This window comes from Micromonospora sp. WMMD736 (genome assembly GCF_049179015.1).
Lineage (GTDB): Bacteria > Actinomycetota > Actinomycetes > Mycobacteriales > Micromonosporaceae > Micromonospora.
In genome coordinates this window covers 5,393,721-5,414,700 of record NZ_JBMHMI010000001.1, presented here as the reverse complement: position 1 = coordinate 5,414,700, position 20,980 = coordinate 5,393,721, and the positions used below count along the sequence as shown (strand labels likewise).

15 protein-coding genes are annotated in these 20,980 nt (G+C 72.6%); 6 read left to right on the top strand and 9 right to left on the bottom strand.

The annotated features are described in order from the left end of the window. Nucleotides 1–340 precede the first annotated feature (340 nt). The gene (locus tag ACN269_RS24450; RefSeq protein WP_421474612.1) at nucleotides 341–2,338 is read right to left on the bottom strand and encodes an acetoacetate--CoA ligase; all 1,998 of its coding nucleotides are present in this window, start codon (nucleotides 2,336–2,338) and stop codon (nucleotides 341–343) included. Nucleotides 2,339–2,479: 141 nt separating this feature from the next. After that, the gene (locus ACN269_RS24445; RefSeq protein WP_421474611.1) at nucleotides 2,480–2,998 is read right to left on the bottom strand and encodes an acyl-CoA thioesterase; all 519 of its coding nucleotides are present in this window, start codon (nucleotides 2,996–2,998) and stop codon (nucleotides 2,480–2,482) included. A 23-nt stretch (nucleotides 2,999–3,021) separates the two neighbouring features. On the opposite strand from ACN269_RS24445, the gene ACN269_RS24440 reads away from it, so the two are divergent. Beyond that, nucleotides 3,022–3,687, top strand: a complete 666-nt coding sequence (locus tag ACN269_RS24440) for a hypothetical protein (RefSeq protein WP_421474610.1) — start codon at nucleotides 3,022–3,024, stop codon at nucleotides 3,685–3,687. A gap of 50 nt (nucleotides 3,688–3,737) precedes the next feature. Here ACN269_RS24440 and ACN269_RS24435 read toward each other — a convergent pair whose 3' ends face one another. Continuing rightward, a complete protein-coding gene (locus ACN269_RS24435; protein WP_421474609.1) occupies nucleotides 3,738–5,003 on the bottom strand; it encodes a multidrug effflux MFS transporter in 1,266 nt (421 codons plus the stop codon). Between the two features lie 235 nt (nucleotides 5,004–5,238). Between ACN269_RS24435 and ACN269_RS24430 the strand changes: the two genes are divergently transcribed. Continuing rightward, nucleotides 5,239–6,468 (top strand): helix-turn-helix domain-containing protein, encoded by a 1,230-nt coding sequence (locus tag ACN269_RS24430; protein WP_421474608.1) that lies wholly within the window; start codon nucleotides 5,239–5,241, stop codon nucleotides 6,466–6,468. A 79-nt stretch (nucleotides 6,469–6,547) separates the two neighbouring features. On the opposite strand, the gene ACN269_RS24425 is transcribed toward ACN269_RS24430, so the two are convergent. Continuing rightward, nucleotides 6,548–6,997, bottom strand: coding sequence for a hypothetical protein (locus tag ACN269_RS24425; protein WP_421474607.1), 450 nt, complete (start codon nucleotides 6,995–6,997; stop codon nucleotides 6,548–6,550). A 146-nt stretch (nucleotides 6,998–7,143) separates the two neighbouring features. After that, nucleotides 7,144–8,307 (bottom strand): acyl-CoA dehydrogenase family protein, encoded by a 1,164-nt coding sequence (locus tag ACN269_RS24420; protein WP_421474606.1) that lies wholly within the window; start codon nucleotides 8,305–8,307, stop codon nucleotides 7,144–7,146. Nucleotides 8,308–8,557: 250 nt separating this feature from the next. On the opposite strand from ACN269_RS24420, the gene ACN269_RS24415 reads away from it, so the two are divergent. Beyond that, entirely contained in the window at nucleotides 8,558–9,985 is a 1,428-nt protein-coding gene (locus ACN269_RS24415; protein WP_421474605.1) for a UDP-glucose dehydrogenase family protein, read from the top strand. Between the two features lie 153 nt (nucleotides 9,986–10,138). Next, nucleotides 10,139–15,037 (top strand): SCO7613 C-terminal domain-containing membrane protein, encoded by a 4,899-nt coding sequence (locus ACN269_RS24410; RefSeq protein WP_421474604.1) that lies wholly within the window; start codon nucleotides 10,139–10,141, stop codon nucleotides 15,035–15,037. Nucleotides 15,038–15,188: 151 nt separating this feature from the next. On the opposite strand, the gene ACN269_RS24405 is transcribed toward ACN269_RS24410, so the two are convergent. Then, nucleotides 15,189–15,845 (bottom strand): TetR/AcrR family transcriptional regulator, encoded by a 657-nt coding sequence (locus ACN269_RS24405; protein ID WP_421474603.1) that lies wholly within the window; start codon nucleotides 15,843–15,845, stop codon nucleotides 15,189–15,191. Between the two features lie 58 nt (nucleotides 15,846–15,903). Between ACN269_RS24405 and ACN269_RS24400 the strand changes: the two genes are divergently transcribed. Together ACN269_RS24400 and ACN269_RS24395 are read left to right on the top strand one after the other, a co-directional pair. Continuing rightward, a complete protein-coding gene (locus ACN269_RS24400; protein ID WP_421474602.1) occupies nucleotides 15,904–16,734 on the top strand; it encodes an SDR family NAD(P)-dependent oxidoreductase in 831 nt (276 codons plus the stop codon). A gap of 55 nt (nucleotides 16,735–16,789) precedes the next feature. Beyond that, nucleotides 16,790–17,113 (top strand): nuclear transport factor 2 family protein, encoded by a 324-nt coding sequence (locus ACN269_RS24395; RefSeq protein ID WP_421474601.1) that lies wholly within the window; start codon nucleotides 16,790–16,792, stop codon nucleotides 17,111–17,113. A 70-nt stretch (nucleotides 17,114–17,183) separates the two neighbouring features. Here the strand turns inward: ACN269_RS24395 and purE are convergent, their stop codons facing one another. From purE to ACN269_RS24380, 3 genes are read right to left on the bottom strand one after another with little or no spacing between them, the layout of a single operon-like run. Continuing rightward, complete coding sequence (gene purE, locus ACN269_RS24390) at nucleotides 17,184–17,675, bottom strand: 5-(carboxyamino)imidazole ribonucleotide mutase (protein ID WP_421474600.1); 492 nt, start codon at nucleotides 17,673–17,675, stop codon at nucleotides 17,184–17,186. Between the two features lie 31 nt (nucleotides 17,676–17,706). Further along, a complete protein-coding gene (locus ACN269_RS24385; protein WP_421474599.1) occupies nucleotides 17,707–18,882 on the bottom strand; it encodes a 5-(carboxyamino)imidazole ribonucleotide synthase in 1,176 nt (391 codons plus the stop codon). A 28-nt stretch (nucleotides 18,883–18,910) separates the two neighbouring features. Then, a complete protein-coding gene (locus ACN269_RS24380; protein WP_421474598.1) occupies nucleotides 18,911–20,947 on the bottom strand; it encodes a thioredoxin domain-containing protein in 2,037 nt (678 codons plus the stop codon). Nucleotides 20,948–20,980 lie beyond the last annotated feature (33 nt).

The window sequence follows — 20,980 nt, the reverse complement described above, 5'->3', positions numbered from 1 at the left end:
CCCCGACCCTGGCCCACGCCGCCCCGCACGGGCCCGGCGTTGCCCAGCCCGGCCCCCGCACTGCCTCGCACGGGCACCGCCCCCGCGATCTTGCAGTTTCAGTTGCCGACACGCGTGGGATGCCCCTTAAGTCTCGACAGAAAGTGCAAGATCGCGGGACTACAGGGTCAGACCCGGGTCGATCATGGAGTTGTGGTGGGCGAATTCCAGCATGATGCCCCTTTCGCGGGGCACCACGACTCCATGATCGACGGCGGCGGGTGCCCAGGCGCGGGCGGCGTGCAGGCGCGGGCGGCGCCCAGGTGCAGGCGCGGGCGTGCGGGGGTGGGGTGGGGTGGGGTCAGGGTTGGGTGCGGGAGTGGGCGAAGGTTGCGAAGGCGGTCAGGGACTCGGGGTTGGCCAGGGCGCCCTTCGCCGCGGCGTCGTCGACCGGGGTGCCGGTGAGGATCTTCTTGACCGGGACTTCCAGCTTCTTCGCCGAGAGGGTCCGGGGAACCGCGCGCACCTGGTGGATCTCGTCGGGGATGTGCCGGGGGGAGAGCGCGGTACGCAGCTCACGGCTGATCTTGGCCCGTAGGGCGTCGTCGAGGGTCAGGCCCTCCGACAGCACGACGAAGAGCAGCAGCTCACCCGCGCCGCCCTCGTCGTCCTCCAGGTGTACGACGACCGAGTCGACGACCTCGTCGAGCCCTTCGACCACGGAGTAGAACTCGGCGGTGCCGAGGCGTACGCCGCCTCGGTTGAGGGTGGCGTCGGAGCGTCCGGTGATCACGCAACCACCGCGGGCGTTGATGGTGATCCAGTCGCCGTGCCGCCACACACCCGGGTAGACCGAGAAGTACGCCTCGGCGTAGCGGACGCCGTCCGGGTCGTTCCAGAAGCCCACCGGCATGCTCGGCATCGGCTCGGTGATCACCAGCTCGCCCAGCTCACCGATAACCGGGGTGCCGTCGGCGGAGCGCGCCTCCACCTTCGCGCCCAGGGCGCGGCAGGCGATCTCTCCGGCGTACACGGGCAGCAGCGGTACCCCGCCGACGAAGCCGGTGCACACGTCGGTGCCGCCGGACAGCGACTGGAGCTGCACCTGGTCGCCGACCGTGTCGTACACCCAGTGGAAACCCTCGGCGGGCAGCGGCGCACCGGTGGACCCGACACCGCGTAGCGCGGACAGGTCGGCGATCTCGCGGGGCACCACACCGGCCTTGCGGCAGGCCAGCAGGAACGGCGCGGAGGTGCCGAAGTAGGTGGTGCCGGTCTCGGCGGCCAGCCGCCACAGCCCACCGAGGTCCGGCTCGGCCGGCCGGCCGGGCTCCGCCCGGACTCCCGGGTTGCCGTCGAAGAGCACGATGGTCGCGCCCACCGCCGGCCCGGAGACCAGGAAGTTCCACATCATCCAGCCGGTGGTGGTGAACCAGAAGAACCGGTCGGACGGGCCGAGGTCGTGGTGCAGGGCCAGCATCTTCAGGTGTTCCAGCAGGATGCCGCCGTGGCCGTGGACGATCGGCTTGGGCAGCCCGGTGGTGCCCGAGGAGTAGAGCACGTACAGCGGGTGGTCGAACGGAACCGGCGTGAACGTCAACGGCTCTTCAGTGGGCGCGGCGAGGTCCGCCCAGTCGAGGACGCCGTCGGGCGTCGGGCCGTTCGGGTCGAGGTACGCGATGCCGACGGTGTGCCGTAGCGACGGGAGGGCGGCACGGATCGCCGCGACCTCGGCCCGCCGGTCGACGGGCTTGTCGCCGTACCGGTAGCCGTCCACGGCGACCAGCACCGTCGGCTCGATCTGCTGCCACCGGTCGGTGACGCTGCGGGTGCCGAACTCGGGCGCGCAGGACGAGAAGATCGCGCCCAGGCTGGCGGTGGCGAGCAGCAGGACGTACGTCTCGGAGATGTTCGGCGCGTACGCCGCCACCCGGTCCCCGGCGGTGACGCCGAGCCGGCGCAGACCGGCCGACACCCGGCGGACCTGCTCGCGCAGCTCGGCGGCGGTGAGGGTGACCGGCGGTCGGGTCTGGCCGTGCGCGATGACGACGGTGTCGTCGTCGGCGCGGCCCGGCATCCGCAGCACGTTCTCGGCGTAGTTGAGAGTGGCGCCGGGGAACCAGCGGGCCCCAGGCATCGCCCGCTCGGCCAGCGTGGCGGTCGGCGGAGTGTGCGCGACGACGTCGAAGTGGTCCCAGATCGAGCGCCAGAAGGCGTCCAGGTCGGTGACCGACCAGTGCCACAACGCGTCGTAGTCGGCGAAGTCCAGCCCACGGTGCTCCCGCAGCCAGCGCAGGTAGTCGCCGATCCGGGACCGCTCGAGCACGTCCGCCGGCGGCGTCCACAGCACGTCACCCACTGCTCCACCCTCCCCCCGGCCGCACGTCACTGTGCATGGGCCGTGGCGCCATCTTGCCCTACCTCGAAGCGCCATTCTGCGCACCGGGTGGGCCGATCGACGCGTGCCCAGCCCACACTCCACCGCGTCAACCCATGTGGGTCAGCCCGCCCGGTGTGCCTGGATGGCCCGGCGGCGGGCCAGGCGGTGCTCGCGGCGGATCTCCGCCTCCCGGTACCGGCGTTCGTCCTCCGGCGTCTCCGGCAGCACCGGGCGGACCGTGCGCGGCGCGCCCGCGACATCCACGCCGACGAAGACCAGGTACGCCGTGGCGACCCGGACCGGCGCGTCCTCGGCGGAGTCCCACCGCTCGGCGACCACGCGCACCCCCACCTCCATCGAGGTCTGGCCGGTCCAGTTGACCTGGGCATGCGCGTGCACCAGGTCACCGACCCGGACGGCCTCGGAGAAGACGATCTCGTCGATCGCCGCGGTGACCGCCGTTCCGCCGCTGTGCCGGGCGGCGGCGGCGCCCGCCACGTCGTCGACGAACTTCATCAGAACCCCGCCGTGGACGGTTCCGTAGAGGTTGACGTCCACCGCGGTCATGATCTTGCTGAGGGTGACGCGGGAGTACGACGTCGGCTTGCCGGTCGGAGCGGCGGAGAGGTGCTCGGTCATGCCGGAAACGGTACGGTGCGCGGATGCGACATCTCTGGAGCTTCCTCGCCGGGTTGGTGGTGGCACCCATCACGTGGGTGCTTGTCACACTCGGGCAGGACGGGTCGAGCCGGACGGTCGACCGCTGGGTGGAGATCGGCACCTTCAACACCGCCAACCTGATCGAGCCGGCCGTGTACCTCGGCGTCGGCGGTGTCCTGCTCGGGCTGCTCGGCACCCTGCGCTTCTCGCCGGCCGGCCCACTGGTGGCCGGGCTGCTGCTGGTCATCCCGTACATCGGGATGTTCGTCGCGCCGTTCGAGGTGCGCGACGCGATCCCACACGAGTGGAAGGTGTTCGGCGACCCACTGCCACTGCGGCTACCGGTCGAGAACGGCACGCTCTTCCTGATCGGTCTGCTGCTGCTGATGGCGACGTTCAGCGGTCAACGCTGGCGGCGGTGGCCGCAGCCGGTGACCGCGCCGACTGCCACCCCGGCGCCGGCGGACGCACCGCGCGGCGACGACTTCACCCTGACCGACTGGTCGTCCCCCGAGCCGGCGGAGCGCGACACCGCACCGCTGACCCTGGGTTACCCGGCCGACCCGACGCCGACCGAGCCGTTGCCCCGTCGGGTGGGCGGCGAATCGCCGTGGTCCGCGCCACCACGCGGTCAGTCGCGGCCCGAGGACACCACCGAAATCCGCTGACCGTCGGGCGGGCCGGGAAACCGGCCCGCCCTCTTGGCGGTGCGGCAGCGCTAGTGCACGGCGACGGCCAGTTCGGCGTCGACCACACCGAGGGCGGCGCGGGGCACGACCAGGACCATGACCGCCAGCGCCGCGGCCATGCCGCCCGCGATGACGATCGCCATCGGTACGCTCCCCGTCCCGAACAGACCGGCAAGAGGCGCGGACAGCGCGCCGACGCCGAACTGGACGGCGCCCAGCAGAGCCGCTGCCGTGCCGGCCGCCTCGCTGTGCCGGCTCATGGCCAGCGCCGGCGCGTTCGGCAGGGCCAGCCCGGCCGCGGCGAGCACCAGCCACAGCGACGCGAGCAGGGTGCCCAGGCCCCCGATGCCGGTGGCGGCGAACAGCACCAGCAGCAGGCCGGCCGCCGTACCGGCGATCAGCGCGCCGACGAGAATCTGCTGCGGGGTGTAGCGGCGCAGCAGCCGGACGTTGAACTGGGTGGCCCCGATCAGGCCCACCGCACCCGCGCCGAAGGCGAGGCCGAACTGCTGCTCGTCGAGGCCGTACTCCTGCTGGAGGACGAAGGACGACCCGGAGACGTACGCGAACAGCGACGCCATGGCCAGCCCGGCGACCAGCACCAGCCCGACGAACGCCCGGTCGTTGACCAACCCCCGGTAGTCGCGCAGGGTCGCGGCCATCCCACCGTGCCGGCGGCGCGACACGTCGAGGGTCTCGGGCAGCCTCAGCGCCGCGACGACGATCAACAGCGCGCCCAGCACGGCCAACGCCGCGAACACGCCCCGCCACTGCGTCCAGCGCAGCAGGCCGCTGCCCAGCGTCGGCGCGAGGACCGGCGCGAGCCCCATGACCAGCATCAACCGGGAGAAGATCCGCGCGAACGACGCGCCGCTGAACAGGTCGCGGACGACGGCCGTGGCGACCACGGTGGCGGCGGCGACGCCGAGGCCCTGCAGGACGCGCAGTGCGCCGAGCACGGCGATGTTGGGCGCGAAGACGCACAGTACGGACGCCACGATGTGCGCGGCGAGGCCGGCGAGCAGCGGCAGCCGTCGGCCGACCACGTCGGAGACCGGCCCGATCAGCAGTTGACCCAGCGCGAGGCCGACCAACGTGCCGGTGAGTGTCAACTGCACGGCGGTCTCGGTGGTCTGCAGGCCGGTGGTGATGGCCGGCAGCGCCGGCAGGTACATGTCGATGGTCAGGGGGCCGATGGCGATCAACGCACCGAGCACGAGCACGAGTTGCGTGCGCTGGCGGCCGGTCATCAGGTCGCCGGGTAGCGCGTCCTGCTCGTGGGCAGTGTTGTCCATCTTGATCTCTCTCCGGGTACGGAAGCGCCGTCATCGAGAGATAGACGAGGCCGGGGCGGGGTGACTCTCCAGGGCTTCAACGCCACAGACGTGGATCAAGATTCCCGCACGGGGATCACTCCGCAGCCGGATCAACGAAGTCAATATAATTCCCTACTTTGGACGACTTACCAGGGAACATGAGCCCTGCGCTGCGGCATCCCGCTCCAGGGCGCTACCGAGACAGGGGAGCGGCATGGCTCGGCACGAGCGGCCCGTAGATCCGACCGCTGGACCGTTGTCGTCATTCGCCCATGAGCTCCGAAAGTTACGTGTCGAAGCCGGCAACCCCACCTACCGGCGACTGGCCGAGGTCGCCGGCTACAGCGCCTCGACCCTCTCCGCCGCCGCCAGCGGAGTCCGGCAACCCAGCCTCGACGTGCTGCTCGCGTACGTCGGTGCCTGCGCCGGGGACACCGCCGAATGGAGACGACGTTGGCTCGAACTGGACGAGGAACTGCGCTCCATCACGCCACTCGCAGCCCCACCAGCCACTGTGGTCGCCGGGGATCCACCCGCCCCGACCACGGGCGAGCCAACCGACGCCGGCGAAGCGGCCGGACCGACCCACGACCGGCCCGCGAGCCCTCCGCGGCACCGGAAACTCCGTCGGCGACTGGCGCTGGCGGCGGTGGCGGTCGCCGGTCTCGCCGGTACGGCCGCCGTGGTGCCGATGACCCAGCTGAGGTGGGGGCCCGAGGGGGCGACGGCGGCCACCGGCACGACGACCACCACGGCTTGCCCGGCGACCACCACGGACGCCGCCTTCACCGCCGTCACGTACGGCAGTGGCGTGCATGTCCGGAGCGAGCCCCGCCGCGACCAGGACATCCGCTACACCATTCCGCCCGGCTGCGTGCTCGGGCTCACCGGCTACTGCCTGGGTGAGCGGATCAACGACTCCACCTCCCAGACTCCCGACATCCGCTGGTTCACCCTGGCCGACGGTGGGCTGATCGCCTCCGGGGTGGTGCACGGCAACCCGCCTCCGGGTCTGGAACCGTCCCGCTGCCGGGGCGACCGACCCGGGCCGGCCGCGATCGCCCTCGCCATCGCCCCCGATGTGACCGGCCCGGGTGGATGGCGACTGAGCGCGACCGGCACGCACGTGGAGATCGTCGGCTTTGCCGCCTACTACGCGGACGATCCCGCGCTGCCGACGGAGCGCCGCTGGCACCAGATCGGGATGACCGGATTGGCCGCCCCGCCGTTCGACCTGGTCTGGAAGCCCGACCACCCGTTGGTGCAACCCGGATCCACCGCCGAGATCCCGGTGGCCGCGGTCGCCTGTCTCGGCGGTGGCGCGCCGACCGACGTGATCGACGTGCGGGTGGCCCGCCCCGACGGCTCCAGCACGGCGGAGGCCCTGCCGCTCCCCGCCGACCAGAAGCTCGCCGCCCGCCGTACCGCCTGCGTCTACCCCTGACGGGGGCGTACGCGGACGGCCAGCACCGGTGGCCCGGCGGGACGGATCCCACCGGGCCACCGGTCAGGTGTCACCGAACTCAGCAGCCCTGGCGACCGGAGTGGATCCAGTAGGTGGTGCCGGCCCAGTCCATCTCGCCGTACGCGTCGACGCAGTTGTTCGCCGTGCCGGTCACACCGCGCGGCCCGGCGTAGTACAGGTAGTCGTCGTTGTCCTTGGTCGAGATGGCGGTGGCGGTGCACGAGCCGCTGCCGGAGGTCTCCGCGCACCGGGCGATCTGCACGGAGGTCCGCGCCGAGGAGCCGTACGCCGCGCCGCGGTGGTACATGCAGGCGCTGTTCGTACCGCCGTTGGTGCTGTTGTAGTAGATGACCAGCTCGGCAACGGGCTTGCTCGGCGGGTACGCGTAGCTGTAGGTGACCGTGCCCGAGCAGGCCACCGCCGCCTGCGACGGGGCCGCCGTGGCGACCAGCACCGTGCCGAAGGTCAGCAACGCCACCAGCGCTCCGAACACCTTGCGCAGCATCATGACTTCCACTCCTTAAGGGACGGGGTTGGTTGAGATCCGTCCCGCCGTCAACTTCTACGGAAGTGGGAAGTTGATCGCCGCTGGTGGTGGCGGCGATCAATCAATCTCGCACAACGCCGGACGTTCGAGGGGGAAGCAGGCCCCTGTCAGCCCTTCAGGAGCTGCCGCGCCATGACGATCCTCTGCACCTGGTTGGTGCCCTCGTAGATCTGGGTGATCTTGGCGTCGCGCATCATCCGCTCGACCGGGTAGTCCCGGGTGTAGCCGTAGCCACCCAGCAACTGCACCGCGTCCGTGGTGATCTCCATGGCGGCGTCCGAGGCGAAGCACTTGGCCGCCGCGCCGAAGTAGGTCAGGTCGGCGTCGCCCCGCTCGGACTTGCCGGCGGCGGCGTACGTGAGTTGCCGGGCCGCCTCCAGCTTCATGCCCATGTCGGCGAGCATGAACTGGATGCCCTGGAACTCGGCGACCGCCTTGCCGAACTGTCGGCGCTCGGCAACGTACCCCTTGGCGTAGTCGAGCGCGCCCTGCGCGATCCCGACGGCCTGGGCGGCGATGGTGACCCGGGTGTGGTCCAGGGTCTGCATGGCGGTGGCGAAGCCGGTGCCCTCCGCGCCGATCATCCGGTCGGCGGGGATCCGCACGTTGTCCAGGTAGACCTCGCGGGTGGGCGAGCCCTTGATGCCGAGCTTCTTCTCCGGTGCGCCGAAGCTCACCCCCGGGTCGGACTTCTCGACCACGAAGGCCGAAATGCCCCGGGACCGCGCAGACGGGTCGGTGACGGCGAAGACCGTGTAGAACTCCGACACACCGGCATTGGTGATCCACCGCTTCACGCCGTTGAGGACCCAGTGATCCCCGTCACGTACCGCGCGCGTGGTCATCGACGCCGCGTCGCTGCCCGCCTCCGGCTCGGAGAGGCAGTACGAGAACATCGCGTCGCCCGCCGCGACCGGCGTCAGGTAGCGGCGCTTGATCTCTTCGGAGCCGGCCAGCAGCAGCGGCATCGTGCCGAGCTTGTTCACCGCCGGGATCAGTGAGGAGGACGCGCAGGCGCGCGCCACCTCCTCGATCACGATGGCGGTGGCCAGGGCGTCCGCGCCCGCGCCGCCGTACTCCTCGGGGATGTGCGGGGCGTGGAAGTCGGCGGCCCGCAGCGCGTCGTAGGACGCCTTGGGGAACTCCCCGGTCTCGTCGGCCTCGGCGGCGTGCGGCGCCACCTTGGCGGTGCAGACCTCCCGGACCGCCTCCCGGATCGCCTCGTGCTCCTCCGGCAACCGGTAGACGTCGAACGACTCCCCTGCGGCCATGTCGGCCCCTCCCCTTCACCGCTATCATGCGCAGTCTGTGGCCTCCCCTGACCGCCGACCGCGCAGACTGAAGGATAGCGACTGCAGTTCAGGTGATGTTACCGGCGCGTAGGTATGGGCATGACGGAGCACCCGCGCCGCTGGGCGATGATGGAAGGCAGACAGTGAGCCACCCCTCCGGTGCCCGCCCAGGCGCCGCAGCAGAATGCGACGCGACGACGCGCCGCCAGTGCGAGCGGAGAAGACAGGCGTGACGATCCCCTACCCCACCATCCAGCCGACCCCCGCCATCGCCGCGGTGGCACCGCCCTCGGGCGCGCCTCGGCCACGGGTGACGTTCCTGGGGACCGGCTACCTCGGTGCGACGTACGCCATCTGCTACGCCGAGTTGGGCTACGAGGTGCTCGGGTTCGACGTCGACGCGGACAAGATCGCGAAGCTGAACGCCGGCGAGGTGCCGATCCACGAGCCCGGCCTCGACGAGCTGCTCAAGCGCAACCTGGCCGCCGGCCGGCTGCGGTTCTCGACCGACATCGCCGAGACCGCCGACTTCGGTGACGTGCACTTCATCTGCGTCGGCACCCCCCAGCGGGCCGACGGGATGGGCGCCGACCTGTCGTACGTCGAGGCGTCGGTGACCGGCCTCGCCCAGCACCTGACCCGCAAGGCGCTCATCGTCGGCAAGTCGACCGTGCCGGTCGGCACCGCCGAGTGGGTCGAGCAGCTCGTCGGCAAGCACGCCCCCGACGACCTGGGTGTCGAGGTGGCGTGGAGCCCCGAGTTCCTCCAGGAGGGCTTCGCCGTCGACGACGTGCTGCGACCCAACCGGATCGTGGTCGGCGTCAAGAGCGAGTGGGCCAACGGCATGCTCTACGCCGCGCACAAGGGCGTCTTCGACCTGGCCGCCACCGAGGACCGCGAGGTGCCCCTGGTGGTCACCGACTTCGCCACGGCCGAGCTGGTCAAGGTCGCGGCCAACGCCTTCCTGGCCACCAAGATCTCGTTCATCAACGCCATGGCCGAGGTCTGCGAGGCCAGCGGCGGCGACGTGACGCAGTTGGCCCGGGCCATCGGGTACGACCCCCGCATCGGCAACCGTTTCCTCCAGGCCGGCCTGGGCTTCGGTGGCGCCTGCCTGCCCAAGGACATCCGCGCCTTCCAGGCCCGCGCGCAGGAGCTGGGCGCGGGCGAGGCGCTGCGCTTCCTGCACGAGGTCGACCTGATCAACCTGCGTCGCCGGACCCGCGTGCTCCAGCTCGCGGCGGACCTGCTCGGCCGCCGCTCCGGGCCGGCCGGTCCGGACTTCTCCGGCACCCGGATCGCCGTGCTGGGCGCGACCTTCAAGCCCAACACCGACGACGTCCGCGACGCCCCGGCGCTCGCCGTCGCCGCGCTGTTGCAGAAGGCCGGGGCCGACGTGCACGTGTACGACCCGCAGGGCACCGAGAACGCCCGCCGCGCGGTGCCCGAGCTGACCTACGAGCCCGGCATCAACGAGGCGGTCACCGACGCCGACCTGGTCTGCGTCCTCACCGAGTGGGCGGACTTCCGCAACGCCGACCCGGTCGCCCTGGGCGAGCTGGTCCGCGGCCGGAAGGTCGTCGACGGGCGCAACTGCCTCGACTCGGCACTGTGGACGCAGGCCGGCTGGGAGTACCGGGGCATGGGCCGCCCCTGACGATCCACCACTCACCGGCCGGCCGCGAAGCACCTCACGCAGCCGGCCGGTGATGTTGTTTGCCCGGGACCCGCCGTCAAGTGTCGAAATCCGCGCCAGCTTTGGGCATGCTGCGACAGTGGGAGTCCACAGTGCGGCGGGTGGAGGGGTGTCGTGGCGACCTTTCAATGCTCCTCGTGCGGCCGGGAGATCAAACCGGCCGTACACTGCCCGCACTGCGGGGCCGACCAACCCCAGTGGGTGGAACACCTGGCGGACATCGAGCGCTCGATCGCGGAGATGAAGGCGCGCGACGCCGCCATCGCCCGCGAGCAGCGGCAGATCGCCGCCAAGATGCAGGCCGCGCTCTTCCAGCGGGACATCCTCGCGCACGCCGGTGAGGAGCGGATCAAGCAGGCCGCCCGGCCCCGCCGGGTGCTGCGCCGCCGCCCCGGTCGCCGTCCCCCGACGGCCACCACGGGCGCGCCGCCGCCCCGGGTTCCGCGCCAGGGCACGCCGCCCGTCCCGGAGGATCCGCCGCCGCCCCCGCCCCGGCCGTCCTGGCTGGACGCCGACGATCCCGAGCACCCGCCCGAGGCGTCCAGCCGGGAGGTGCAGAACATCCCGCTCGGGCTGGGCGCGCTGCTGCTCGCTGTGGCCGCGGTGGTCTTCGCCGCGGTGGCGACCAGCTCGATGGACGCGCTGGCCCGCCTCGGCGTCCTGCTGCTCGCCACGGCGCTGATGCTGCTCGCCCCGCCGGCGCTGGCGCGACGCGGGCTCACCTCCACCGCGGAGACGATCTCGGCGGTGGGTCTGCTGCTCGTGCCGCTGGCCGGCTACGCGCTCTGGGCGGTGGACCGGGTCGGCAGCGGCACCTCGGGCGCCGTCTTCGCCGGGTTGATCTTCGCGGCCACCGCCGCCGTCTCCGTCGGGTACGCCGCCTGGACGGGTCTGCGCGCACCCCGCTTCGCGACCGTGGTCGCCGCGCAGCCGGTGCTGCCGCTGCTCGCGTACGACCGGATCACCGGGCCGGGTGGCTGGGCGCTGGTGCTGACCCTGGTGGCCCTGCTCGACCTCTGGTTGGCCCGCTCGCCGATCGTGGTGGAGCGCCCCGTCCGGCAGGACCTGCCGCAGCCGACCCCGCCGTCGACGGCGCCCCGGCAACGCGACGCCGAGGCCCGACCGGAGGGTGACCCGGAGGAGGCCAGCGAGGTCGTCGACGCTGGCGCGGACGCCGCCGAAACCCCGCCGGCCCGTCCGGTGCCCGGGCTGCGCGAGCTGACCTGGTCGCTGCACGCGGTGGCCGTCGCGGTCGCCCTGGCGTACGCGGTCACCGCACTGCTGCGGGCACAGGCCGTACCGACAGCGCTCGGCGCCGGGCTGGTGCTGCTGCTGGCCGCCGTCGTCGGGCTCGCCGGCGCGCTGGTGTTGCGCCGTCCACCGTTGCCCGACGTGGCGGCCGGCATCGTCACCCTGGCCGTGATCGGCGCGTTCGGTCGGGTCGCCTCCGTGGCCCTGCCCGGCCAGGCGTTGCTGCTGATCGCGGCGGTGATCACGGCGACCGGGCTGGCGGTACGCGCGATCCCCGAGGCCGCCCGCCGCGGCCCACAGCTCGCCTCGGCGGTGGCGCTCACCGTCAGCGGGCTGGTGGTCGCCGGAGGAGCCCTGCGGGCCGGCGTCGCGCCCGTCCGGGCGGCGCTGCCCGCCTGGGACGCCGACCTCGACCGGCACGCCGCCGAGCTGGCCGCCGCCGTCGGTCCGACCACGTGGCAGCTCGCCGCCGCCGCGTTCCTGCTCACCATCGCCGCGCTGCTGGCCCTGCCACCGGAGATCCGCCGCGAGTTCGCGGTCGCCGGCGCCGCGCTGACGGCGCTCGCCGTGCCGGCGTCGTTCGGCCTCGGCTGGGCGGCCGCCCCCTGGCCGATGGTGGTCACCGCGATCGGCATCGGCGTCATCGGCCTCTCCGCGCGTACCCCCCGGGCCGCCCTCGCCCACGGGGTCGGCGCGGCCGTGGTGGGCCTGTTCGGCGCGGGCGCCGGCCTGTCCCGGCCCGCGCTCACGGCCGCCGTCCTGCTCACCCTCTTCGCGGCCGGCGCGCTCGTGGCCCTGGCGCCCCGGGTCCGGATCGCCTCGGCCGCCGCCGAGACGGTCACGGAGTGGGCCGCCGGAGGCGCGGCCTTCGCGCTGCCCGGCGCGGTGGCCGCGTTCGTGGCCGCCACCGTGCCCGTCGACGAGACCCCCACCCCGGCCAGCCTGCGCGAGGCGACCGTCCCGGTGCTCGCGGCAAGCTTCCTGGCCGTCTGTGTGACCCTCGGGTACGCCGCGATGGTGCAGGTCTCCCAGCGGCGTATCCCGGTGCCACTGTCGGTCGGCACCGGCATGGGTGCGCTCGTCGTCACCGCCGCCGCCTTCGGCGCGCCCGGTGCGACCGTCGCCGACGCGTGGGTCGGCGCGCTCCTGCTGATCGCCGCGGTGCTGCTCTTCCTCGCCCCCTCGATCGACGCCGGTCGCCGCTCCGACCTCACCCTGGACGGCTCGGACCTGGCCGCCGCGGCGGTGACCACCGCACTGATCGCCACGATGGTGCGGATCGCCGCGGTCCTCGCCCCGGGTGGGCAGTTGGCGGTGGCCGCCGGCCTGGTCCTGGTGGTCGCCGTGGCCGCCCGCGCCATGCCCGAGGAGTGGCGACGCGGCCCGGTCCTCGGCATCGCCGTCGGCGGCGTACTCATCGGGATCCTCGCCGGTTGGACGGCGCTGCGCGGTGGGGTGGGCGTGCTGGCCACGCCCGGGCCGATCTGGAACGGCGACCTGAGCAACTGGCCGGCGGCACCGACCGGCGGCTCGACCTGGCAGGCGCCGATCGCGCTGCTGCTGCTGGCCGTCGCCGCCGGGGTCCTACTGCCCCCGCCCTGGCGCTGGGACGCGTCCGGCGTGGCCGTGGTGCTCGCCACCATCGGCGCACCGGCCGCGTTCGACCTGCCCTGGTGGTCGCCCGTGCTGGTCGGAGCCATGGTCGCCACCGTCTTCGGGATGGCGGCGGTGGCCACCGAGGAGCCCCGGGCCGGGCTGTCCCGGGCCACCGTGGCCGGGGTGGTCGCGCTGCACGGGGCCGGCGCCGGCCTGGTCCGCCCGTGGACCACCGCGCTGGCGCTGGGCAGCATCGCGCTGATCGGCGTCGTCGTCGCCACGCTGGCACGCGTCCTCGCCCGGCACCAGGTGACCGACCTGGAGACCGAGGGCATGCCGCCGCACCTGGCGCAGATCGGCGGCGCGGCGGCCGGTGCCGCGCTGCTGGCGTTGCCCGGCGCGGTGGCGGCGCTGGCGGTCGAGTTCCAGCACTCGGCGCAGGTGGTGCTGACCGCCGCGCTGGCCGCGTCGAGCCTCGGTCTGGCGGGCGTGGCCGCCGTACGCCGGCACGTGCCGCAGTACCTGCCCTGGGTCAGTGTGGCCGTGGTGGGCGGGGCGAGCATCAGCGCGCTCGCCGCCATCCCGACCGGCCTGCCCGTCGGGGTCTACGCGGCCGCCGCCGCGCTGCTCGGTGTCCTCGCCGAGCTGATCCGCGCGGCAACCGTGCCGCCCACCGCGGCCGCCCAGCCGGTCCGCCGCTGGGCCGTGCTGCTCGACGGCGCGCTGCGCCGGCTGCCCGACGACCCGGATCGGCGGCGGTGGCGGGTCAGCCCCTCGGCCGGCGCGCTCGCGGCCGCCGCCCTGCCGACCGCCCTGGCCCTCGTCTCGATCGCACCCGCGCTGCTCTTCGCACTGGTCGAGCCGCAGCGCACGTTGAACCGGATCTGGCAGGGTCCGCCGCCGGAGCTGCTCACCCCGCCGCCGGACGTGGTCAATCCGACCCACGTGCTGACCGCACTGCTGCTCACGGCGACGGCCGCACTGGCCGCCACCGGATTCAGCGGCGGACGGCGGTCCCGTGCCGTACCGGTGGTGCTACCGGGGGCCGCCGTCACGTTGCTGATCGCGCCCATCGCGCTGGGTAGCAGGTGGCCGGCGAGCACCCTCGCCGCGCTGTCCGTGTTCACCATCGCCATGCTCGGTCTCGCCCTGACCCCGCCACCACCCCTCGTGGAGCCGGCCCGTTCGCTGCGGCTGGCCCGGGTGCTGGTGTTCGTCATCGGGCTGGCCGCCGGTGGCGCCGGCCTGGCCGGCAGCCTGGCCGAGCGGCAACTGACCCTGTTCACGCTGGGCGGTGCGGTCGGCGTCGGCGCGGTGGCGGCCGTCTTCGGCACCACCCAGCGGGCGCGCATCCTCGGCTGGCTCTTCGCCTCGATCATGGCCCAGCTCTTCGTGCTCACCGCTGGCCTGATCGCCGGGCTGGCCCCGGTCTGGTCCGCGTTCGGGGTCCTCGCCGTCGGCGCGATCCTCCAGGTGCTCGCCGCGACCCTGCCCCAACTGCGCCGCCCCGAGGCGCAGCGCGAGGCGTCCACCGTGCAGTGGACCGGGTACGCCGCCGCTCTCATCGCGCTGGCGCTCGCCTTCGACTCACCACGGCACATCGCCGCCCTGCTGGCCGCCTGGGGCGCCGTCCTCGGTGTGGCGGCGACCCGGCCCGGCCGGCGGCCCGTGGAGCGCCGGATCCTCTTCTGGGCGGTGGTGTTCTGCGAGATCACCGCCTGGTGGATCCTGATGCGCGTCGCCGACGTGGCGCTGCCCGAGGCGTACACGCTGCCGTTCGCCGCGCTGGCGCTGCTGGTCGGCGTGCTGGAACTCCGCCACCGGCCGGATCTGAGCAGCTGGGTGGCGTACGGGCCGGCGCTTGTCGCCGCGTTCCTGCCGACCCTGGCGATCGTGCTCGCCACCGAGTCCAGCACGTTGCGGCAGATGTTGCTGCTACTCGGTGCGGTGGCAGTGCTCATCTTCGGCTCGTCCAGCCGGCAGCAGGCACCGGTGATCGTCGGCGCGTCGGTCACCGCGATCGCCGCGATCCACGCGTTGGTCAGCCTCGGCCCGTGGCTGGCGCTGATCCCGGTGGGCATCCTGCTGCTCGTCCTCGGGGCCAGCAACGAACGCCGCCGTCGCGCCCAGGAACGCCTCCAGACCGCGCTGCGCGGCATGAGATGAAACCGGAGGGTCCCTGCGGCGTGGGTGAGTGGGCACGGTGAGCGTGCCGGGTCCGCCGAGGGTTGCCGCGATCTTGCACTTTCTGTCGCGGCATAACGGGATAAATGCCGCGTAACGACGACCGAAAGTGCAAGATCGCGGAGGCCGGGGCCTAGTGGGCCAGGCGGTCCAGTAGCTCGTCGAGCAGTGCGCGTTCGCCGGGGGTGAGGTCGCCCGGGTCGTTGCCGACCAGCGCACGCAGCGTCAGGGCTGCGCTCGTACGGGTCGCGGGGGTCTCGGTGGAGGGCGCGCGCAGGACCCCGGCCAGCGCGGCCTCGCGGACACGTCGGGACAGCCCGAAATCCGGCTCCGGCTGGCTGATCAACGTGAGCGTGATGCCGACGTTGGCGGCGAGCACCTGCTCGGCGGCATCGTCCACCGGCACCTTGAGCAGGCCACGGGCTGCGGTTTCGGTGAACCGCTGGCGCAACGCGGCGTGCGCGGGAGCGGTGACGGCGCAGGGCTTCCCCGGCTCGACGCGCCCGTAGAGCAGCCCGTAGAACGACGGGTGCTCCAGCCCGAACCGCACGTGCTTGTCCCAGCCCTCACGCAGGTCGTCCAGCGGGTCACCGGAGCTCTCGACGGCCGTGTACTGGGTGAAACCGTGGTTCACCACGGCGTCGATCAGGCCCTGCTTGTTGCCGAAGTGGTGGTACAGCGTCGGGGCCTGCACCCCGGCGCGCTCGCACACCGCTCTCGTGGACATCGTGCCGCCGGCCTGCAGCAACTCCGCCGCGGCGAGCAGGAGTCGATCCCGTGCGTTCTGCATGGTTGCTATAGTAACCTACATAGCGCTACATTGCCTTCTATAGCGAAAGGAGAAGCCCATGCGAACGTGGTTCATCACGGGTGGGACGCCCGGCGGGTTCGGCCTGGTCTACGCGGAGGCCGCCCTGGAACAGGGCGATCGGGTGGTGGTGACCGCCCGTCGGCCCGCTGAGCTGAAGGAATGGGCTGAACCGTACGGCGACCGGGTGCTGGTTCTCCCGCTCGACGTCACCGATGCCGACCAGGTGCGGGCGGCGGTCAGGACGGCCGAGGAGCGGTTCGGCGGGATCGACGTGCTCGTCAACAACGCGGGCCGGGGCTGGTACGGCTCGGTCGAGGGCGCCCCGGACGAGATCGTTCGCCGCACGTTCGACCTCAACCTGTTCGCCGTGGTCGAGGTGATGCGCGCGGTCCTGCCCGGCATGCGGGCACGCGGCGACGGCTGGATCGTGAACATGTCATCGGTGGCGGGGCTCGTCGGCGCGGAAGGGTTCGGCTACTACGCGGCGGCGAAGTTCGCGCTCGAAGGACTGTCGGAGACACTGCGCCAGGAAGTCGAGCCGTTCGGCGTGCGGGTGCTCGTCGTCGAGCCGGGCGCGTTCCGCACCAAGGCCTTCGCCTACTTCCAGAACGAGCCCGTCGACGAGACCGTCGACGCCTACGTGCCGATGGTCGAGCGCGTCAAGGCGGCGTTCGTGGAGCATGACGGCAAGCAGGCGGGCGATCCCGTTCGTGGCGTGCGGGCCGTGATCGACGCGATGAACACCCCCGTTCCACCGAAGCGGATCGTGCTCGGCAACTCCGGTTACGACGCCGTTGTCGCCATGCACGAGAGCGCACTCGCGGAACTGCGCGCGAACGAGAAGCTTTCCCGCAGCGCGGACTTCTGAGCCGATCTACCAGTACGCGCCCGTGTCCGGGCACCCCGAGAATCGGAGAGCAGACATGAACGACATCACCCTGCCCAAGGCCGTCGACGACTTCGTCGCGGCCACCAACGCGCACGACGCGAACGATCTGGCCGCGGTATTCGGCGACGGAGCCACCGTGGGCGATGACGGAAAGACCTGGGCCGGCGAGGCCGAGATCCGCGAGTGGATCCAGGGGCACCTGATCGGTCCCAGGGTCGTGCTCACGCCGACCTCGTTCGCGGACGACCGGCTGGTGGCCTCCGCGGACGGGGATTTCCCCGGCGGGCCACTGTCCTTCGCATTCGTGTTCGGCATCAAGGACGACCGGGTCACCAGCCTCGCGATCGACCCGGTCTGAGTCACCACCGGCCGGGGCAGCCGGAGTGCTTCCCCGGACCGGGAAACGCGGTGACCACCTTCGGAACGCCTCAGGGCAGGGTGGCCTGGAGGGCCGCGTCCTTGGTCTTGATGAGCGCTTCCAGGTCCTGCTGGTAGGTGGCCATCCGGGTCCGCAGCACCTCGTCGGACGCGCCGAGGATCCGGACGGCCAGCAGGCCGGCGTTGCGGGCGTTGCCGATCGACACGGTGGCCACCGGGATCCCCGCCGGCATCTGCACGATGGACAGCAGCGAGTCCATACCGTCGAGGTGCTTCAGCGGCACCGGCACACCGATCACCGGCAACGGGGTCACCGAGGCGACCATGCCCGGCAGCGCGGCGGCGCCACCGGCACCGGCGATGATCACCTTGAGCCCTCGGTCGACGGCGTCACGACCGTAATCGATCATCGCGACCGGGGTCCGGTGCGCCGAGATGACCCGCACCTCGTAGGACACCTCGAAGTCGTCGAGTACCTCGGCGGCGGCCCGCATGGTCGGCCAGTCCGAGTCGCTGCCCATGATCAGCCCTACCGTGGTCACCGGAGTCCTCCTTGGTTAGCGGCCACCCGGATCACTCGTGCCCCTCCTGGAGCCAGCGCACGGCCCGCGCCGCCCGCGCCCGTAGGTCGTCAAGGTCGTCGCCGAGCACGGTGACGTGCCCGATCTTGCGACCGGGGCGTACCTGCTTGCCGTAGAGGTGCACCTTGGCCCCCGGCTCGGCGGCGAAGAGGTGGTGCAGCCGCTCGTCGATCGACATCCCGCCCGGCTCGCCGCCGAGGACGTTCGCCGACACGACGACCGGCGCGGTCAGCGCGGTGTCGCCCATCGGGTAGTCCAGGACCGCCCGCACGTGCTGCTCGAACTGGGAGGTCCGGGCACCCTCGATGGTCCAGTGCCCCGAGTTGTGCGGACGCATCGCCAGCTCGTTGACCACGATCGCCGGCCGACCGGCGTCGTCGCGCACCTCGAAGAGCTCCACGGCGAGCAGACCGACCACACCGAGCGCGGTGGCCAGGTCGATGGCGAGTTGCTGGGCGGAGACCGCCAACTCCTCGTCGAGGCCGGGCGCCGGGGCCAGCACCTCGACGTTGATGCCGTCGCGCTGGACCGTCTCGACCACCGGGTACGCGGCCACCTGACCGAACGGCGAGCGGGCCACCTGCACGGCGAGTTCGCGGCGCAGCGGCACCCGCTCCTCGGCGATCAACCGGGTGCCACCGGCGAGCAGCGTCGCGGCCAACTCGGCGGCCTGGGTGGCGTCGTCCACCATCCAGACGCCTCGACCGTCGTAGCCGCCCTGGGCCGCCTTGAGCACCACCGGCCAGCCGACCCGCTCGCCGAACTCGACCAGGTCGGCGGGGTCGCCGACCGGCCGCCAGACCGGGTTGGGCACGCCCAGCTCGGTGAGGCGTTCCCGCATGACCTGCTTGTCCTGGGCGTGCAGCAGCGCGTCCGCCGGCGGGTACAGGGTCACCCCTTCGGCCGCCAGCGTGCGGATGTGCTCGGACGGCACGTGCTCGTGGTCGAAGGTGACCACGTCGCAGCCCTTGGCGAAGGTGCGCAGGGCGGCCAGGTCGGTGTGGTCCCCGTACTGGACGTCGGCGGCGACCAGCGCCGCTCCGTCGTCGGGGGCGCTGGCGAGCACGCGCAGTGACTGGCCGAGGGCGATCGCGGCCTGGTGGGTCATCCGGGCCAACTGGCCGCCACCCACCATGCCGACAACAGGCAATCCGGTACGGGAATCCATAGCGCGGCCAGCCTACCGGGTGCCCGATTCAGCCCAGCTCGGCGACCAGCTCATCGACGGAGGTGACGGGCCGTTGACACACGAAGCCCCGACAGACGTACGCGGCGGACCGCCCGTCGACCAACGGCCGGTCCGCGAGCAACGGCACACCGGGCTGGTCCGGGAGGCCGGCGACCACCACCGCTCCCGGCGGGGCGTGCCGGTGGGCGGCGGCCACCAGCGGGTCGCCGGCCGGGTCGTCGGTCGCCACCGCGATCTCGTACGGCCCGGACAGCAGCGCCTCGCCGACCGTGGCCGCGTACCCGGCGAAGCGGGCGTGCCGTCCGACGATCGGCGCCACGGTGGCGAGCGCGGCCTCGGCGGCCTCGCGGTAGCGGGTCTGTCCAGTCAGCGCGGAGTACGCCACCAGCCCGGCGACCAGCGCCGATCGGCCCGACGGGGTGGCGTTGTCGGTCGGGTCGGCCGGCCGGGCCACCAACTGCTCCGCGTCGTCGGCCGTGTCGTAGAAGGCGCCGCCCGGCGCGGCGAAGCGCTCCAGGGCGGTGTCCAGCAGCTGACCGGCCACGGTCAGCCAGCGCCCCTCACCGGTGAGCTGGTGCAGGGCGCAGAACGCCTCCGCCACGCAGCCGTAGTCCTCCAACACGCCGGCCGGCTCGCCGACCTTGCCGTCGCGGGAGACCCGGCGCAGCCGGCCGTCGACCACGTGCACCTTGGCCAGGTGCTCGGCCGCGTCGCGCATCGCGCCGTCGGCGACGATGGTCACGCCGTCCATCAGGTTGGCGTCCTCGTCCTGCGGCGACGCGTACACCGCGGCGACCTGGAGGAATTCGACGATCGCGGTGATCGCCAAACCGTTCCAGGCGGCCACCACCTTGTCGTCGCGGGCCGGCTGGGGCCGGGTGTCGCGGGCGGCGAGCAGTTGCCCCACCACCCGCTGCCAGCGGCCACGGATCTCGGGTGCGGCGTCGTCGACGTCCCGCGCGAGCCGCAACACGCTCGTGCCGTGTTCGAAAGAGCCCTCCTCGGTGACCGCGAACAGGTCGGCGGCCCATCGGCCGTCCTCGTCGCCGAGCGCCTCGACGAGCTGTGCGGGCGTCCAGGCGTAGGTGAGCCCCTCGACGCCCTCGGTGTCGGCGTCCAACGCGGAGGCGAACCCCTCACCCGCCCGGTGCAGCTCGTCGGCGAGGAACCGGGCCGTGTCCCGGGCGACCCGACGGGCCAGCGGATCCCCCGTCAGCCGCCAGAGCTGCGTGTAGACGCGCAGCAGCAGCGCGTTGTCGTAGAGCATCTTCTCGAAGTGCGGCACCGTCCAGTGCGCGTCCACGGAGTACCTGGCGAAACCGCCGGCGAGCTGGTCGTAGATGCCGCCCCGGGCCATCGCCTCGGCGGTGTGCCGCACGATCTCCAGGCTGCGCGGGTCGCCGGTGCGCTGGTGGTGGCGCAGCAGGAAGAGCAGGTTCATGTGCGGCGGGAACTTCGGGGCGCCCCCGAAGCCGCCGTTCGTCTCGTCGTACCCACCGGCCAGGTTGCCGGCCGCGGCGTCGAGCAACGGGCCGTCCAGCGGCGCGGTGGGGCCACCCACGGCCTGCGCGCCCCCGATCGCCTCGACCACGGCGGCGCCCTGGCGCAGCACCTCGTCCCGCTGGTCCCGCCAGGCGGTGGTGACCGACTGGAGCAGGCGGGTGAAGTTGGCGCGCGGGAAGTAGGTGCCGCAGAAGAACGGGGTGCCGTCCGGGGTGGCGAAGACCGTCATCGGCCAACCGCCCTGACCGGTCATCGCCTGGGTGGCGGTCATGTAGACGGCGTCGACGTCGGGGCGCTCCTCGCGGTCCACCTTGATCGACACGAAGTTGTCGTTCAGCAGAGCGCCGACCTGCTCGTTCTCGAACGACTCGTGCGCCATGACATGGCACCAGTGGCAGGCCGCGTAGCCCACCGAGATGAGCACCGGGACGTCGCGTCGTTTCGCCTCGGCGAACGCCTCGTCGCACCAGGGCCACCAGTCGACCGGGTTGTCGGCGTGCTGGAGCAGGTACGGGGAGGTCGCGTCGGCGAGTCGATTCACCCGACGACCATAACCACCCGCGCCCGGGCGTGC